The sequence below is a fragment of the Amycolatopsis sp. NPDC058986 genome, from assembly GCF_042741125.1.
GTDB lineage: Bacteria > Actinomycetota > Actinomycetes > Mycobacteriales > Pseudonocardiaceae > Amycolatopsis.
In genome coordinates this window covers 123546-138030 of the sequence record NZ_JBHYJW010000020.1, presented here as the reverse complement: position 1 = coordinate 138030, position 14485 = coordinate 123546, and the positions used below count along the sequence as shown (strand labels likewise).

Sequence of the window (14485 nt, the reverse complement as noted above, 5' to 3'; positions counted from 1 at the left end):
GTGCGTCAGACGCACCGAACGCCACATTGGGGCGCATGTCCCTCAGGGCAGCGGGACCTGGCAGGCGTCGCCCGACGTGAACCCCTGCGCGACGATGCCGAGCGCGCTGTTCATCCGGGCGCGCGAGTTCTCCAGCGCGATCTGGTACGTCAGCTCGAGGACGCCTTCCTTGCCGAACTCGGCCTCCAGCTCGGCCACCTGTTCGTCGGTCACGGTGATCGGACTCACCGTCATCGCGTCCGCGTAGGCGAGCGCGAGCCGCTCCTGCTTGTCGAAAGCGGGCGAAGTGGCGTAGTCGTCGATCTTCTTCAGCCGTTCGATGTCCAGGCCGCCGTGCAGCTGGAGCATCGTCCCGAAGTCGACACACCACGAGCAGCCGAGCTGTGTCGCGACGCGATACACGGCCAGCTCCCAGACGTTCTTGGGGAGCTTCTTCATCGCCCGCTCGACCAGCATCTCGTGCGCCACGCTCGCCCGCAGCAGCCCAGGGTGATGGGCGGTGACCGCGACCGGCTCCGGCACGGCGCCGTACCGCTTGCCCGCCATCTTGTAGAACAGCTTGAGGAAGAGCCCGGCTTCGCTGGTCTTCTTCGCGGGGATACGCGGCATGATTGCCTCCTCCAACTCGTTTACCTGCGGTTATGAGGAGGACGAGACAGCGTCGGAGGATGTGACAGCTTCCGCGCGCCGCGCGGGTGACGTGCACCACGCCGCGATCATGACCCCGGCCGCGGCCGCGAAGACGACGGTGAGGCCGGGCGCCTCGAGCCCTCCGGTCGTGGCGAGGGCGAGCCAGCCGAACACCGCGGTCCCGAGCAAGCCGCCCACCTGCCGCGCGAACGTCAGCGAACCCATCGTGACGCCGATGCTGTCCCTGGCAGCGCGAGACTGCCCCAGCACCGTGTAGGCCGCCGTGCACACCGCGAACGCGGCACCCATCGCGAACAGGCCGGGCAGGAGCGCCACCCACCGCACGGGCCCGTCGAGTACGGGCGCCACCGCGCACAGCGCGAGCCCGCCGACGCCGAGTGCGCACCCGAACCGCGCCCACGACGTCATCCTCGGCCGTTTCCGCGCCAGTACGGAAAAAGACGTCGACAGCACGAGCTGACCGGCCGTCATCGCGATGAGTACGAGCCCGGTCCGCGCGGCGCTTCCCTCGCCGAGCGCGACGAGGAGGGCAACGTAGGTGTACGTGCCGTAGAGCCCCGCCCCGGCGAGGCCGTTGACCACGACGGAACGGGCCAGCACCCGGTCGGCGAACACCTTCGGCGAGATCAACGGGCTCGCGGCGCTCCGCTGGCGACGGACGAAGAGCACCGCCGACGCCACCGCGGCCGCCGCCAGGACGGGCGTCCACAAAGGACTGGTGGCGAGCTCGCCGACACTGCCGAGCACCACCAGTGCCGCACCGCCGACGACCAGGAGGACACTGCCGACGACGTCGAAACTTTCCTTGGCACGGTTGGGTTTCCTTGGCAAACCGCGCAACCCCAGCAGCAACGCGGGCACGCACAGGGGCAGGTTGACCAGGAAGATCCACCGCCAGCCGGGCCCGGCGGCGATCAGCCCGCCCAGCGGCGGACCGCCGATCGACGCCGCCGCGAACACCGCGGTCTGCCAGCCCTGGCGGCGCAGGAGCTCGTCGCGGTCGAACAGCTCGCCGAGCGCGCTCATCGCCGTGACGATCAGGCCGCTGCCGCCCAGCCCCTGCAGTGCGCGCGCCGCGATCAGGCTGCCGATGTCCGGCGCGGCAGCACACCAGGCCGAGCCCGCCGCGAAGATCAGCAACGTGACGGCGAAGAGTGCGCGCCGGCCGTAGAGGTCGCCGAGCCTGCCGTGCAGCGGCGTCGCGACGGTCGTGGTGAGCAGGCCCGCCGCAGTGACGGCGACGAGGCCCGAGCCGGCGTGCAGGTCGGCGGCGATCGACGGCAGCGCCGCCGCGACCACCAGGCCGTCGAGCTGCGCCATGGCCATGCCGAGCAGGACACCCGCAAACGCGAGGTTCCGGGTACGAGGTGATATCGCGTGCATAAAGCACGCATTATAACGTGCCTTATGCACACATCAAGGCCCGATGGTGGTCCGGCACTGTTCCGGTTGGTCCGACACTGGGCACGCCAGTGGGCGCCGGACGTCGTCCAGCGGTTCGACGAGGACGCGCCGCCCACCTGGACGGTGCCGAACCTCTTCGTCATCCAGGCGGTGGCCGGCGCGGGCCCCGACGAAGTGACAGTGGCCGACGTCGCCCGGCAACTCGGCATCGACCGTTCGGTGGCCAGCCGGATGATCGCCGACGCCGTCCGCGACGGCTTCGTGCGGCGCGAGACGTCCAGCCGGGACGCGCGGCGCGCGGCGCTCCAACTCACCGACGAAGCCGGGAAGTTCCTGCACTCGGCACAGACCTTCCAGCGGCAAGCGTTCGACGCGCTCGTCGGCCACTGGCCCGCCGCGGACCGGACTCGCTTCGCGGGCTACCTCGAACGATTGGCTACCGAGGTACTGGACTCGCCCGAAGACTCCTGAGGTCCATTGCCTGCCGGATGCCGGAGCCATCGTTGCTCCGACCGCGTGGACGTGCCCGCTGGATGCACTGCGGACGCGTCGGCGCGAGGAGACTGCTCGCCGTACCACCGCGAAGGCCGGACCCCACGTCACCGGTCTTGCTGTCGTGCCGAGGAGTCCTGATCATGGCCGCCGCCATACTGCCCCCGCATCTGGGGTTCGAGACCCGCGACCGGGACCAGGCGAGCGAGCGGCTGACCACCGCCTACGGCACTCCTATCCGCATGACCGGCCACGAGGGCCGTTTCTCACTCCGCTACACCCGGCTGGCCACCGACATCCTCACGATGGACACCCTGACGCAGACCGGCGCCGAGATCGACTACACCCTGGAACCGACGCCGGTACTGCTCATCACCCGCCCCCTCACCACGACCCTGGATCACTGGTACGCAGGCTCGCACCACCAGTTCGGCCCCGGCGAAGTCTTCCTTTTCGCCAGAAGCGGGGACGCCGCCCCGGTCCGGGTGCGAATGCGCGGCGGCGGCGTCCAGGCCACCACCCTCCCGCTGACCACCCCGGACCAACTGGCCGCCCCCGCCGAGACACTCCACCCGGAGCCGATCCGGTTCACCGACTGGCACCCCGTCACCAAGGCAGCCGCACACCAACTGAACGCCACCATCGACTACCTCGCCACCGGCCTGCGCGACCACCCCGAAACCATGCGGCAACCACTCGTGACCGCCAACGCCGCCCGGCTGCTGGCCGCCACCGTCTTGACCACCTTCCCCAACACCACACTCACCGAGCCCACCATCGAAGACCGCCACGACTCCCACCCCGCTACCCTCCGCCGCGCGATCGCCTTCATCGACGACCACGCCGACACCGACATCAACGTCGCCGACATCGCCGCCGCCGCGAACGTCACCATCCGCGCCGTGCAACACGCCTTCCGACGCCACCGCGACACCACCCCCATGACCTACCTCCGCCAAGCGCGTCTTGAGCAGGCACACCGGGAACTGCTGGCCGCCCACCCCGCCACCGGGGCCACCGTCACCGAGATCGCCGCCCGCTGGGGCTTCTTCCACCCCGGCCGCTTCGCCCACCACTACCGCGCCACCTACGGCCGCCCGCCCCACCGGACCCTGCTCCGCGACAGTGACTGACCGAGCTATCTGTCACCAGAAGCGGACTGGCGCCCGCGGATTCCGTCCAGGAGGTAACCGGTGCGGCGGTCGTAGTCGTCCCGGGGCGGCCGCTTTCCGTGCTTGAGGGCAAGGGCGTTGTCGACGACGAGTGCGTGGAGGTCGCCCGCCGTGAACTCCGGCCGCAGTGCGCCCGAGGCCCGCGCCGCCGCGATGAGTTCGTCGTTGATCTCGCTCCCGGCCCGGCAGATCTCCATGAGCTGCCGCGAGTGCGGATACGTCTGCAACAGGACGTCGTTGACGGCCGGCTGGCGGTACTGGAGATCGCGGATCGCGGTGAGGTAGTACGCGATCCGCTCGCCGACGTCGTCAATGGTCCGGGTGTGGTCGATGACGGCAAACAACTCCGTCGCGACAACCTCTTCGATGACGGCGTCGATGAGGCCGATCCGACCGCCGAAACGGTTGAAGATCGTGGCCTTGCTCACCCCCGCCGCCTTGGCGACCTCCTCCAGCGGCACCGTCAGACCCCGCCCCTGGAACGCGCCGATCGCGGCAGAGCGGATCTGCTCGGAATTGCGCCTGGCGTCGGCGCGCAGCCGGGATTCCGATGGCACCGCACCGGCCAAGGCCCTCACCGTCTCCCATTGTCCCGCGCTGCCGCTCATCGGCGGAAGTTGACTCGCTGGGTCAGTTTACCTACAGTCGACGGCAGAAGCGAACCTGACCCACATGGTCAGTTTAGGATTTCCGCCCACCACCAGGACAGATGCGGTGCGGGCACCAAGGAAGAGGCCACGAACATGATCGTTGTCACCGGCGCTACCGGTGGACTGGGCGGCGCCACCGTCGAGCACCTTCTCAAGCGCGTACCCGCCGACCAGATCGGCGTCAGCGTCCGTGACGTCGCCAAGGCGCAGCACTTCGCCGACCGCGGCGTCCGCGTGCGACAGGGCTCCTTCGAGGATCCGGCCGCGTTGCGCGACTCCTTCGCCGGCGCCGAGCAGGTACTTCTGATTTCCGGCAACGACCCGGCGGCCGACTTGGTCAGCCTGCATCGCGATGCCATCGAGGCCGCCGTCGCGGCGGGCGCCCGGCGGATCCTCTACACGAGCCAGCAGGCCGCCGTCCCCGGCAATCCGTACCGGCCGTCGGAAATCCACGTTGCCACCGAGGCGATCCTCGCCGAGTCCGGGGTGGCCTGGACAGCACTGCGCAACGGCGCCTACGGCCCACTGGACCAGGTACTCGGCCCGTGGCAGCAGACCGGAGAGATCGCCCAACCGGCAGACGGTCCCGTGCCGTATACCGATCGCGCCGACGTAGCCGAGGGCGCTGCGATCATCCTCGCCGGCGACCGCTCCTTCGACGGCCCGGTCACGCTCACCGCGCCGACCGCCGTCACCTTCGACGATTTCGCCAAGATCGCCACCGACCTCACCGGCCGCACCATCAAGCGCGTCGTCCTGGACGACGAACAGTGGGTTACCAACCAGATCACGCTCGGCGTCCCGGAGCAGACGACCCGGCTCCTGCTCACCTGGTACCAGGCCAGCCGCGCGGGCTACTTCGCGGAAGCCGACCGCCTGCTTGCCGAACTCCTCGGACGCGAGCCGAGCAGCGTTGCCGATCGGCTCGCAGCCCACATCGTCGCCTGAAGCGCCTCTTGCCGATCATCTGATCATCGATCTGGGCCTGCCCTTGCGACCGCCACCGCTCCTTGTCGTAACGCCATCTGTGACAGGAACGTCCGTCCTATCACCCCCTGAGTGCCTCCACTGCGCGCCATCGTGAATGTGTCCTTGGTCATAAATACGCCGGAGGGAAACCCGGCGCCCTCCCTCCCTCGACTACCCCGGCGAAAACCACTGGCCGGGTCGGCTGCCGGATTTCCGGGTCCGTGGCGCGGAAGTAGTTCGCGGTGCCGTATCGGTGGTGGGTTCGAGTTGAGGAGGATGGGAATGGTCCTGCGGAAGATGGTGGCGATAGCCGGCGCGGCGGTAGCGGCACTCGGGCTCACCGTGCCGGCCGAGGCGGCGCAGGCGTCGCCGACCTGGACGCCGTGCACGCAGCTTGCACCGTCGTGGCCGAAGCAGGCCGGTACGAGCGCCGAATGCACGACGGTGACCGTGCCGGTCGACTACGCCCGGCCGGACGGCCGGTCGCTGCAGCTGGCGGTGGACCGGATCCCCGCGTCCGATCCGGCGCACCGGCGCGGGGTGCTGATGCTGAACCCGGGCGGACCGGGCGGCACCGGGATGTCGATGCCCGAGCTGATCCGCACCAGCAAGCTCGGCGAGCTGGGCAAGTACTACGACCTGGTGAGCTTCGATCCTCGTGGCACCGGGTTCAGCGGGCAGGTCGATTGCCAGGGCCTCGGCGGTGAACCACGGCCGCAGCCCGGACAGTCCGAAAAGGACTATCTGGTCACCTGGATCACCTGGCATTCGGACATCTACGGCGGCTGTGCGGCCAAGGACCCGGAGTTCGCCGCCCACCTCGGCGTCGAGACCATCGCGCGGGATCTGGACCGGGTCCGGGAAGCCCTCGGCGAGCGGAAGATCGACTACTTCGGCATTTCCTGGGGCACCGGCCTTGGCGCGGCCTACCGAAGCCTGTTCGACGACCATGTCGGGCGGATGGCGATCGATTCGGTGCTGCCCCCGGACATGGATCTCGACCACTTCGAGGCGGACGAGACGAAAGCCCGCAACGACAACCTGCTCCGGTTCGCCGGCTGGATGGCCGAACGCGACGCCGTGCTCCACCTCGGCACGACCGGGGACCAGGTGTACGCGACCGAACTCGCGCTCAGCGCCGAACTCAAAGCCCACCCGCGCACCGTCGTGGTGAACGGCCAGACACTCGAGCTGAACGACACCTGGGCGCGGAACATGGCCTCGTCCCTTTCGCCGGACTGGGGCCAGGGCGCCTCGGCGCTGGCCGCCGTGCGGGCCGGGAAGAACCCGCCCGCGCAGCAGCCCAACGCGGCGACCACGGCCGGGTTCGGCTGGGACGAGAAGCGCCCGTACACGCTCAACCGGTTCGTGCAGCACGGAATCAACTGCGCCGACACCACCGGAACCCGCGATCTGGACCACGTATGGCAGGAGTTCAGCGCACTGCGCAAGCAGTACCCGATGTCCACCGCGGATGTGCCGGTCTACGCCGGCAGCTGCGCGCAGTGGCCCTACGCCGGGAAGAACTTCGACTACCGTCCCGGCCGCAGCGACCTGCAGATCATCGGGCACCGGCACGAATCCGTGACCCCCTACACCGGCGCATGGGAAATGCGTCAGCGCATCGGAGGCACGGTGCTCACCGTGCAGGACGACATCCACGGCTCACTGGCAAACCTGCCCTGCGCGAGCAAAGTGGCCCGATTCTTCGAGACCGGAGTGCCCGCCAACGACAGCTGCGACGGGGCACCAATCCCGGAACCGGTGCCGGTGCCCTGAACCACTAGGCCGGCACGTCCAAGCTACCCGGCCAAGACGACTGTGATTGACCACGATATCTGCCGCTGGGGCCAAGTCTGAGCTGGATATTGGGGAATGGCTGACCACGTCGGCTGTCACCGGCTGACCAAGCTTGTTGTCACCAACGGGTTCTGCAAAGTTCGCCGCGCTCGGCGTCGCCTCCAACGCCGTCACGCTTTTAGACGGCCAGGCATCTGGGCGCTGCGAGCCGGGTTGCGACAGGTTGTACGTAATCATGTCGAGCGCCTCCGCCAACGTTCGGGCTGGACCAGGCTCGATTCCGCTGCGCCGGCGTGCGGCGAGCCCACATGCTCGTCGACACAGTGTTGATTTAAGTCGACGATGTGTAGAGTACTGGCATGGTTGCACGAATCTTCCTCATTACCGGCGTCAGCAGCGGCCTTGGCCGGGCCTTCGCGCAAGGGGCGCTCGATGCCGGGCACACCGTGATCGGCACGGTCCGCAAGCAGGCCGACGTCGAAGCCTTCGAAGGGCTCGCCCCGGGCCGCGCCCACGCGCGACAACTCGACGTCACCGACGACCGGGCCGTGCCGGCCGTGGTGCGTGAAGCGGAGTCGGCCGTCGGGCCGATCGACGTCCTGATCGCGAACGCGGGCTACGGCCATGAGGGCGTCTTCGAGGAGTCGCCGATCTCCGAGCTGCGCGCCCAGTTCGACGCCAACGTGTTCGGCGTCGCCTCGACAGTGCAGGCCGTCCTGCCGTCCATGCGCAAGCGGCGCACGGGGCACATCTTCGCGGTCAGCTCCATGGGCGGGCTGATGACAGTGCCAGGGCTCGCCTACTACTGCGGCAGCAAATACGCGGTCGAAGGCATCCTCGAAACCGTCGCCAAGGAGGTGGCCGGCTTCGGCGTGCACGTCACACTCATCGAGCCCGGCTCGTTCCGCACCAACTGGGCAGGCAGCTCCATGGTCCGCACCGACCGGACGATCGAGGACTACGACGAGCTGTTCGAACCGATCCGCGCCGCCCGCCAGGCGGCGAGCGGCAACCAGCTGGGTAACCCGGCCAAGGCGGCCGAAGCGATCCTGAAGGTCATCGAATCGGACAACCCACCGGTGCACCTCGTGCTCGGTTCGGACGCGCTGCGTCTGGTCGCGGCCGGCCGCGCGGCCGTGGAGACCGACCTGCGCGAGTGGGAGGAGCTGTCGCACTCGACGGACTTCCCCGACGGCCACCAGATCGCGTCGAGCTGACCGTGGCCGCCACAGCGAACCGGCTCCACGCTCTCGAAGGCGCGACGCTGACGATGGCACGCGGGGACCTGATGACCGGCGGCGCCGGCGTCGACCGTTGACCGGCAGCTGGCGGCGATCGGGTACGCCTGCTCCGACGTGACTCACGTGGTCGTCTCCCACGGGCACTTCGACCACACCGGTGGCTTGAGCCTGTTCCCGCACGCGCGGCGCCATCTCGGGGCGGGCGAGCTGGAGCACGTCCACGCCCATGCCGAGGGAGAGTTGCGGGCCTGCCGCGCCGAGGACTTCGCCGGGCTCACCGGCTGGTGCGAGTTCGACGGGGACGCCGATGTGTTCGGCGACGGCTCCGTGAAGATCGTGCACGCTCCCGGCCACACACCAGGCAACGCCGCACTGCTCGTCACATTGCCCACCCGCACGGTGCTGCTCACCGCGGATACCGTGCACCTGCGACACGCGTGGGAGCACGAGCTGCCGATGCCGATCGACCACGACCACCCGCGCGCGATCGCCTCGATCCGGCGGCTCAAGGCGATCGCGGCGGAGACCGGCGCCGAAGTGTGGATTCCGCATGACCCGGAGGACTGGCGCGCACATCGGACTCCGGGTGCCCGCCGCTGAGGTGGACGTGACGTCGGGTTTTCTCGATGTCACGTCCACGGACAGACCATGATGTACGGTCGCCCCGTGGCGTCAGCGAAAACTGGCACGTCTCGGAGACGGCGCTCGACCCCGAGCAAGGGTGACCTGCGCGAGCAGGCGATCCTCGACGCGGCCGAAGCGCTGCTGGAACACGAGAGCGTCGAGTCGATCACGGTGGAGACCATCGCCAAGGGAGCCGGTATCTCGCGTGCGTCCCTGTACTTCTACTTCGGCTCGAAGCACGAAGTGCTCGCCGCACTGGTGGCGCGCACGGTCGCCGTATTGCGCGAGGACGCGCTCGGGGCCGCCGGCGACACCGGCTCCGCCCCCGCGGACATCGTCCGCGAAGCCTTGCGGCGTACGGCGAAGCAGTGGCGTGAGCATGGCCTTGTGATGCGCGCCGCCGTGGACTTCGCCCCGGTCATCCCGGAGATCGGCGAACTGTGGAAGGAAACGCTCGGCTCCTACGCCGAAGCGATGACCCAGGTCCTGGCCCGCGCAGGCGTCCCGGATGTGCCGGGGCCCGTCGGTGCCGCCGCCTTGGCCCGCGGACTCTGCTGGATGACCGAGCGGACCTTCTACTGGGCCTCAGCTCGCCCCCGCGACCTGCGCGCGGCAACCGATACCTGCGCCGAGATCTGGCTGCGAGTCATCGGTTCCACGCCCGACCAGACGCCCCAGGCTCCAGCGAACTAGCCGGCCGGCGGCAGGGGAAGGAATGCGGCCCACCGGAACTACGCACAAGGTGACGTCGCGTTCTTGATATCACCGAGCGACGTCTGTATCGACGTTTCAGGCAGACAGGCAAACTCGTGCTCGTCCTGCGATCGCCTTGCCGCCTGGCAAGGCGATCCCGCCGCCGAACAAGTACTGAGACCCGAACACCCGCTCAGCGGCAGAAGAGTGCGTTGAGACACGACGCGGAGGCGTGCGCGGTTTGAGCAGGTCAAAGGTCGTGGTCGTCGACGCCGAGGGCACGGCGGTCTGCCGGGGTCGGAGGTCAGGTGTCGAGCAGTTCCGGCGCGAAGACCTCCTCGACCTTCCACTGTCGCGAGGACAGGCCCTGTTCGTAGTGGTAGCGCAGGAACGTGTCGAGGGTGACGCGGTTGGCCGAGATGCCGTAGGGCCACCAGTCCGCGGCGAACTGCTCGTCATTGCGCTCGACCAGCGCGTGCATCCACGGGACCATGGTCGGGACCTGGTAGAGCCTGCGGTCGCGGCGGTAGCGGTCGGCGGCCGCGTCTTTGGCCGCGGTGAAGGTGCGGTAGACGTCATGGGCGAGACCGGGGTGCTCTCGTAGGAGGTCCCGCCGCACGACGATCGTGTGCATGATCGGGAAGACCCCGGTGCGCCGGTGGTAGTCGCGTTCCAGTGGTTCGAAGTCGGGGAACAGGCGGGCGACGTTCGGGGATCGGTCGAGCACGCATTGCGGGACGTTGGCGGAGAACAAGGCGTCGATCTCGCCCGCGTCGAGCATGTCGCTCAGTGTTTTCCCTTCGGGTGCCTCGGACACCTCGATGTCGTTCGGGTGCGGGTGGGGAATGAAGCCGAAGGGGGCGGAGGGGTGTTCGAGGCCGCCGATCAGCCAGCGGTTCCGTTCCGGCTCGAACCCGTATTCGTCCATCAGGATCCCCTTGGCCCACACCCCCGAATCCTGGCCGTATGTGCCGAACTCTCCGATCGTCTTGCCCACGAGATCACGTGGTTCCGTGATCCCCGAACGGGTGCTGACGAAGACGCACGAGTGCCGGAACACCCGGTTCGGGAAGATCGGCAGTGCCACGAACGGCAGATCCGGCTCCAGCAGCCGGAGGTAGAACGTCAGGCCCAGTTCGGCGATGTCGAACTCGTTCCCGCGAATCAGCCGTTCGAAGATCTCCGGCAGCGTGGCGGCGGTGTCCATCGTGTACTCGAGGTCGCCGGCAGGCACGGTCCCGTCGAACAACGACCGTGTCGTGTCGTACGGGAAACAGCCGATCTTGAGCTTCGGAGTGGGCATCGGTTTTTCCTTTCACTTCAGGATTTCCACCTCCGATTCTCGGCGCGGGGCCACCCGCGGGTCCAAGACCGTTTTCGTCGGTTCGATACCGTACGGGTATCGTGCCGGGGTGGATCTGCGCACGCTCCGGTACTTCGTCGCGGTGGCCGAGGAGCGCCACGTCGGCCGGGCAGCGAGCCGCCTGCACATGGCGCAGCCGCCGCTCAGCCGGGCGATCCGGCACCTCGAGGGCGAACTCGGCGTCATCCTGTTCGAGCGCACCCCGAAGGGCGTCACCCTCACCGCCGCCGGGACGGTGCTGTACGACGAAGCCGCCGCGTTGCTAGGGCAGGCCAACCGGATTCCCGGCCGGGTGGCCGCCGCGGCGGGAGCGGCGCACCTGACGGTCGGGACGCTCGCGGACACGGCCGAGCACGCCAGCGGGCGGCTGGTCCCGCTGTTCCGGGAACGCCACCCGCACGTGGACGTCAGCATCCACGAAGCCGATCTCGGCGACCCGACGGCGGGACTGCGCGCCGGACTGGTCGACGTGGCACTGACCCGCGCCCCCTTCGACAGCACCGGGATCCGGACGCACGCGCTGCGCTCGGTGCCGGTCGGGGTGGTGGTGCGGAGCGACGACCCGCTCGCCCGCCACGACTCGGTGTCGGCGGCCGACCTGGCCGGCCGCCGGTGGGTCCGGCTGCCGGACGGCACCGATCCGGTGTGGACCGCCTACTGGACCGGCGGAGCGCACGACGACGCCTCGCCGGTCATGCGAACCATCCAGGAATGCCTGCAGGCGGTCGTATGGAACGGGACCTCGGCACTCGCCCCGGTCGACCAGCCACTGCCCGCCGGGCTGCTCGTCGTCCCGCTGACCGGCCACCCGCCGAGCGAGATCGTCGTGGCCTGGCCGAAGACCAGCCGCAACCCGCTGGTTCGCGCCTTCGTCCAGGCAGCCGGAAGCACCTACCGGACCTGAACCGCGACCCACGCCAAGATGGCACAACTGGTCGTCGAAACCGAATCGCCGCCGCCGGAACTCCGCACGTTCTGACAGCCGACGTTCATCGAGTACACGCACACTCATCGGCATGACAGGACGTTCGATCGCCGGCACTATGATCGGTCCGCACATGCAGATCTGGAACATGCTCTCCCGGTGCGTCGCCTGCTGTTGGTGGTCCACCGACTGGCTACGTGGTGATCCCGTAGGACCTGTTCCTTCGCAGCAGCCAAAGGCGGCAGGGAGCGAGGAAAGGCAGAGTGTGCTCGTCTCACGAGCCGGAGAGCGAGCGCGGTCGGGCCACGCGAACACAAGCCTCCCCGCCGAACCGGGTGCGGTCGGTTGTCACGGAGAAGCGCGGTCGCATCTCGGCATCTCGCGAACGAAACCACTGCGGATCGTCCGCTCCATCGACGTGTCCGATGACAATTGTCGTGGACATGTGACAGATATCGTGGTCGGTCACACAAGACGACTGTGACGGCCACGCGTACTTGTCGTAGGCCACCGCTTCCGCCGGCTGAGGCCTGCGCTTCGGTCAGCTGTTGTCGTCGCAGCCGGACAGGCCTTTCTGTCGTCTTCTACGCGCCGGGGTTCGTGCCCTCGCGCTACACCGGTAGCGGGCAATATTGGAACGTGCCGTAGTTGTCTGCACAGGGGCGCGTGGTACTCAGCGTCGGAGTGCTCATTCGTCGACGTCGGCGACTGCTCGGAGGGCACCGGTCAGTCGCCAGGGAGGACGATCGTGCCGAGTTCCTGCACACAGGGGGCGAACGGGTCGTCGAGAGCGGGCATGGCGAAGAGCGCACCGGAGGTGTGGCCCGGCACGGTTCTGACCCAGAGCCACCCGTAGCGGCGATGGTAGGCGTGGAGGCCGGGATTGTCGGTCCAGACGTTGATCCGGACGATCTCGGCACCTGCCCGGTGGGCGCGCCGCCGGGCCCAGTCGGTCAGCAGGCAGCCGATCCCCCAGCCCGCGTACCGGCGGTCGACGACGAGCTTCGCCAGGTACCGCGCCGGAGCCGCCCGTTCCTCGGGCGTCCACAGGAAGGGGTCGCCGACGGGCAGGACGGTGCGGCTGGCCACCGGCTCACCACCCGGTTCGAGCATCGCCATCACGGTGGCGCCTTGCTCGATCCACGAGCGGGCCTGTTGCGCGTTGAACGGCTTGGACCACTGGATGGATTGGTGCTCGTGCGCGATCCACGCCGCCGCTTCCGCCCGCCACCGGGCCAGTGTGTCCAAATCCGCGAGTTCGGCCACCCTCAGCCAGAGCGGACCGGTCAGCGCCACTCGGCCCCGACCATCGGCTCGACCTCGAACATCGTATAGAGCGCGCCCACCAGCCGGCAGCCGTGGGAATCGAGCGCAGTGCCATCCGCGGTGGTCAGTGCCCGGCGGCTGACCAGCCGGGCCAGTGGCGTTCCAGGGCCGACCAGTGTGCCGGGGCGTGGAAGATGCAGCAGGACGCACTCGTCCGGCCCGCACTCCAACAGGCCGAAGCCCTCCCTCCGCCACCGCAGCCCGGCACCGTCGACCGCGTACACGCCGGTGCGCGGAGCAAGCACCACTTTCCCGGGCGCTCCTGTGTGACGGATGGTCAGCAGGGCGGCGTCCTGCGGGTCGAGCACGGACTTGGCCGCAGTGGGGTGGCCGTGAGGCTCCAGGATGTGCCGCAGCTGGGTGGGCAGTTGCCGCTGCGCGAGTTCGAGCTCGCCGAGGAGCCAGGTGGAGCCCTGGAGCCGGCAGTTGAACTCCAGCGCGATCAGCGCGTCGCCGGCGGCGACGAAGTCCGCTCCGAAAAACCCACGTAGCCGAGCTTGACCAGGCCTTCGCCGATCCGCTCCATCGCCTCCTGACCGCGTTCCAGTACGGCAGGCGGCAGCAGGCTGGCGGCGCGGTAGTTGACCGAGACGTCGCCTGCGTAGGCTGACCAGCCAGGGCCCACCCGACGGGATCCGGGTCAGCGTCTGCTCGTCGGCGACCAGGTAGGTACCGGCACCGGTGGAACCGATTGGGGCCTGCACGACGAACCTGCTGCCGAAACGGTTACGCAGCCCGCAGTAGTCGAGCGTGCTGACGACCGTGTCGGCAGGCGTCGAAAGCCCCAGCGCACGCAGCCAGGGGCGCATGGCGGTTTTGTCCTCCAGCACCGCGGAAGACGGCCGGGGACGCGGGGGCGCGGGGAGAGCACCAAGGCCTTCCAGCGCCGTCACCCACTTCGGCTGTACGGCCAGGTACGAGGCAAAGCCCAGTTCCCGCCCCCGCCGGCGATCCCCGACCAGCGCGGGAAGGCTCGAGACCAAGCGATCGACCGCATCGAAGTGCCGCGCCCAGCCGACATCAGCCTGCTCACTGCTCAGCACGACCGAGATGCACCCGGTGCGCAGCAGCATGTACGGGCGCGACACAAAGCCAAGCTGCGGTACCGCTCTCAGTAGCCGGCACGCGTCATCGAGCGAGGTGATCATCAGGCGCATTATGCGGAGCAACTGGAT

The 14485-nt window shown here is 68.8% G+C and carries 14 protein-coding genes; 8 read left to right on the top strand and 6 right to left on the bottom strand.

Annotated features, from left to right (window positions below; all coding sequences use genetic code 11):
- Positions 1–42: 42 nt before the first annotated feature.
- Complete coding sequence (locus ACFW0G_RS19745) at positions 43–609, bottom strand: carboxymuconolactone decarboxylase family protein (RefSeq protein WP_378326770.1); 567 nt, start codon at positions 607–609, stop codon at positions 43–45.
- Between the two features lie 30 nt (positions 610–639).
- Positions 640–2034, bottom strand: coding sequence for an MFS transporter (locus ACFW0G_RS19740; protein ID WP_378326769.1), 1395 nt, complete (start codon positions 2032–2034; stop codon positions 640–642).
- A 24-nt stretch (positions 2035–2058) separates the two neighbouring features.
- Between ACFW0G_RS19740 and ACFW0G_RS19735 the strand changes: the two genes are divergently transcribed.
- Together ACFW0G_RS19735 and ACFW0G_RS19730 are read left to right on the top strand one after the other, a co-directional pair.
- Complete coding sequence (locus ACFW0G_RS19735) at positions 2059–2526, top strand: MarR family winged helix-turn-helix transcriptional regulator (RefSeq protein ID WP_378326768.1); 468 nt, start codon at positions 2059–2061, stop codon at positions 2524–2526.
- A gap of 164 nt (positions 2527–2690) precedes the next feature.
- Positions 2691–3680 carry a helix-turn-helix transcriptional regulator gene (locus tag ACFW0G_RS19730; RefSeq protein ID WP_378326767.1) on the top strand — a complete coding sequence of 330 codons (990 nt, stop codon included), beginning with the start codon at positions 2691–2693 and terminating at the stop codon, positions 3678–3680.
- A gap of 5 nt (positions 3681–3685) precedes the next feature.
- On the opposite strand, the gene ACFW0G_RS19725 is transcribed toward ACFW0G_RS19730, so the two are convergent.
- Positions 3686–4327, bottom strand: coding sequence for a TetR/AcrR family transcriptional regulator (locus tag ACFW0G_RS19725; protein ID WP_378326766.1), 642 nt, complete (start codon positions 4325–4327; stop codon positions 3686–3688).
- Positions 4328–4462: 135 nt separating this feature from the next.
- Here ACFW0G_RS19725 and ACFW0G_RS19720 point away from each other — a divergent pair, with 135 nt between their 5' ends.
- The 5 genes from ACFW0G_RS19720 to ACFW0G_RS19700 all read left to right on the top strand — a co-directional run bounded on the left by ACFW0G_RS19720 (position 4463) and on the right by ACFW0G_RS19700 (position 9696).
- Positions 4463–5317, top strand: a complete 855-nt coding sequence (locus ACFW0G_RS19720) for an NAD(P)H-binding protein (protein ID WP_378326765.1) — start codon at positions 4463–4465, stop codon at positions 5315–5317.
- Positions 5318–5620: 303 nt separating this feature from the next.
- Positions 5621–7117, top strand: a complete 1497-nt coding sequence (locus ACFW0G_RS19715) for an alpha/beta fold hydrolase (protein WP_378326764.1) — start codon at positions 5621–5623, stop codon at positions 7115–7117.
- A gap of 380 nt (positions 7118–7497) precedes the next feature.
- Entirely contained in the window at positions 7498–8355 is an 858-nt protein-coding gene (locus ACFW0G_RS19710; RefSeq protein ID WP_378326763.1) for an oxidoreductase, read from the top strand.
- A 108-nt stretch (positions 8356–8463) separates the two neighbouring features.
- Positions 8464–8979, top strand: a complete 516-nt coding sequence (locus ACFW0G_RS19705; RefSeq protein WP_378326779.1) for an MBL fold metallo-hydrolase — start codon at positions 8464–8466, stop codon at positions 8977–8979.
- Positions 8980–9045: 66 nt separating this feature from the next.
- A complete protein-coding gene (locus tag ACFW0G_RS19700; protein ID WP_378326762.1) occupies positions 9046–9696 on the top strand; it encodes a TetR/AcrR family transcriptional regulator in 651 nt (216 codons plus the stop codon).
- A gap of 304 nt (positions 9697–10000) precedes the next feature.
- On the opposite strand, the gene ACFW0G_RS19695 is transcribed toward ACFW0G_RS19700, so the two are convergent.
- On the bottom strand, positions 10001–10999 hold the full coding sequence (locus ACFW0G_RS19695) for a 4,5-dihydroxyphthalate decarboxylase (RefSeq protein ID WP_378326761.1): 999 nt from the start codon (positions 10997–10999) through the stop codon (positions 10001–10003).
- A gap of 109 nt (positions 11000–11108) precedes the next feature.
- On the opposite strand from ACFW0G_RS19695, the gene ACFW0G_RS19690 reads away from it, so the two are divergent.
- On the top strand, positions 11109–11963 hold the full coding sequence (locus ACFW0G_RS19690) for a LysR family transcriptional regulator (protein WP_378326760.1): 855 nt from the start codon (positions 11109–11111) through the stop codon (positions 11961–11963).
- Positions 11964–12710: 747 nt separating this feature from the next.
- On the opposite strand, the gene ACFW0G_RS19685 is transcribed toward ACFW0G_RS19690, so the two are convergent.
- On the bottom strand, positions 12711–13280 hold the full coding sequence (locus tag ACFW0G_RS19685) for a GNAT family N-acetyltransferase (RefSeq protein WP_378326759.1): 570 nt from the start codon (positions 13278–13280) through the stop codon (positions 12711–12713).
- Positions 13271–14458, bottom strand: a complete 1188-nt coding sequence (locus ACFW0G_RS19680; protein WP_378326758.1) for a hypothetical protein — start codon at positions 14456–14458, stop codon at positions 13271–13273. The genes ACFW0G_RS19685 and ACFW0G_RS19680 overlap by 10 nt, the downstream gene beginning before the upstream one ends.
- Between the last annotated feature and the right edge of the window lie 27 nt (positions 14459–14485).

What these genes read in the sequence shown, in the direction of transcription:
- ACFW0G_RS19745 (WP_378326770.1), bottom strand. Translation starts at nt 609, where the DNA reads ATGCCGCGTATCCCCGCGAAGAAGACCAGCGAAGCCGGGCTCTTCCTC.
- ACFW0G_RS19740 (WP_378326769.1), bottom strand. Translation starts at nt 2,034, where the DNA reads ATGCACGCGATATCACCTCGTACCCGGAACCTCGCGTTTGCGGGTGTC.
- ACFW0G_RS19735 (WP_378326768.1), top strand. Translation starts at nt 2,059, where the DNA reads ATGCACACATCAAGGCCCGATGGTGGTCCGGCACTGTTCCGGTTGGTC.
- ACFW0G_RS19730 (WP_378326767.1), top strand. Translation starts at nt 2,691, where the DNA reads ATGGCCGCCGCCATACTGCCCCCGCATCTGGGGTTCGAGACCCGCGAC.
- ACFW0G_RS19725 (WP_378326766.1), bottom strand. Translation starts at nt 4,327, where the DNA reads ATGAGCGGCAGCGCGGGACAATGGGAGACGGTGAGGGCCTTGGCCGGT.
- ACFW0G_RS19720 (WP_378326765.1), top strand. Translation starts at nt 4,463, where the DNA reads ATGATCGTTGTCACCGGCGCTACCGGTGGACTGGGCGGCGCCACCGTC.
- ACFW0G_RS19715 (WP_378326764.1), top strand. Translation starts at nt 5,621, where the DNA reads ATGGTCCTGCGGAAGATGGTGGCGATAGCCGGCGCGGCGGTAGCGGCA.
- ACFW0G_RS19710 (WP_378326763.1), top strand. Translation starts at nt 7,498, where the DNA reads ATGGTTGCACGAATCTTCCTCATTACCGGCGTCAGCAGCGGCCTTGGC.
- ACFW0G_RS19695 (WP_378326761.1), bottom strand. Translation starts at nt 10,999, where the DNA reads ATGCCCACTCCGAAGCTCAAGATCGGCTGTTTCCCGTACGACACGACA.
- ACFW0G_RS19680 (WP_378326758.1), bottom strand. Translation starts at nt 14,458, where the DNA reads ATGATCACCTCGCTCGATGACGCGTGCCGGCTACTGAGAGCGGTACCG.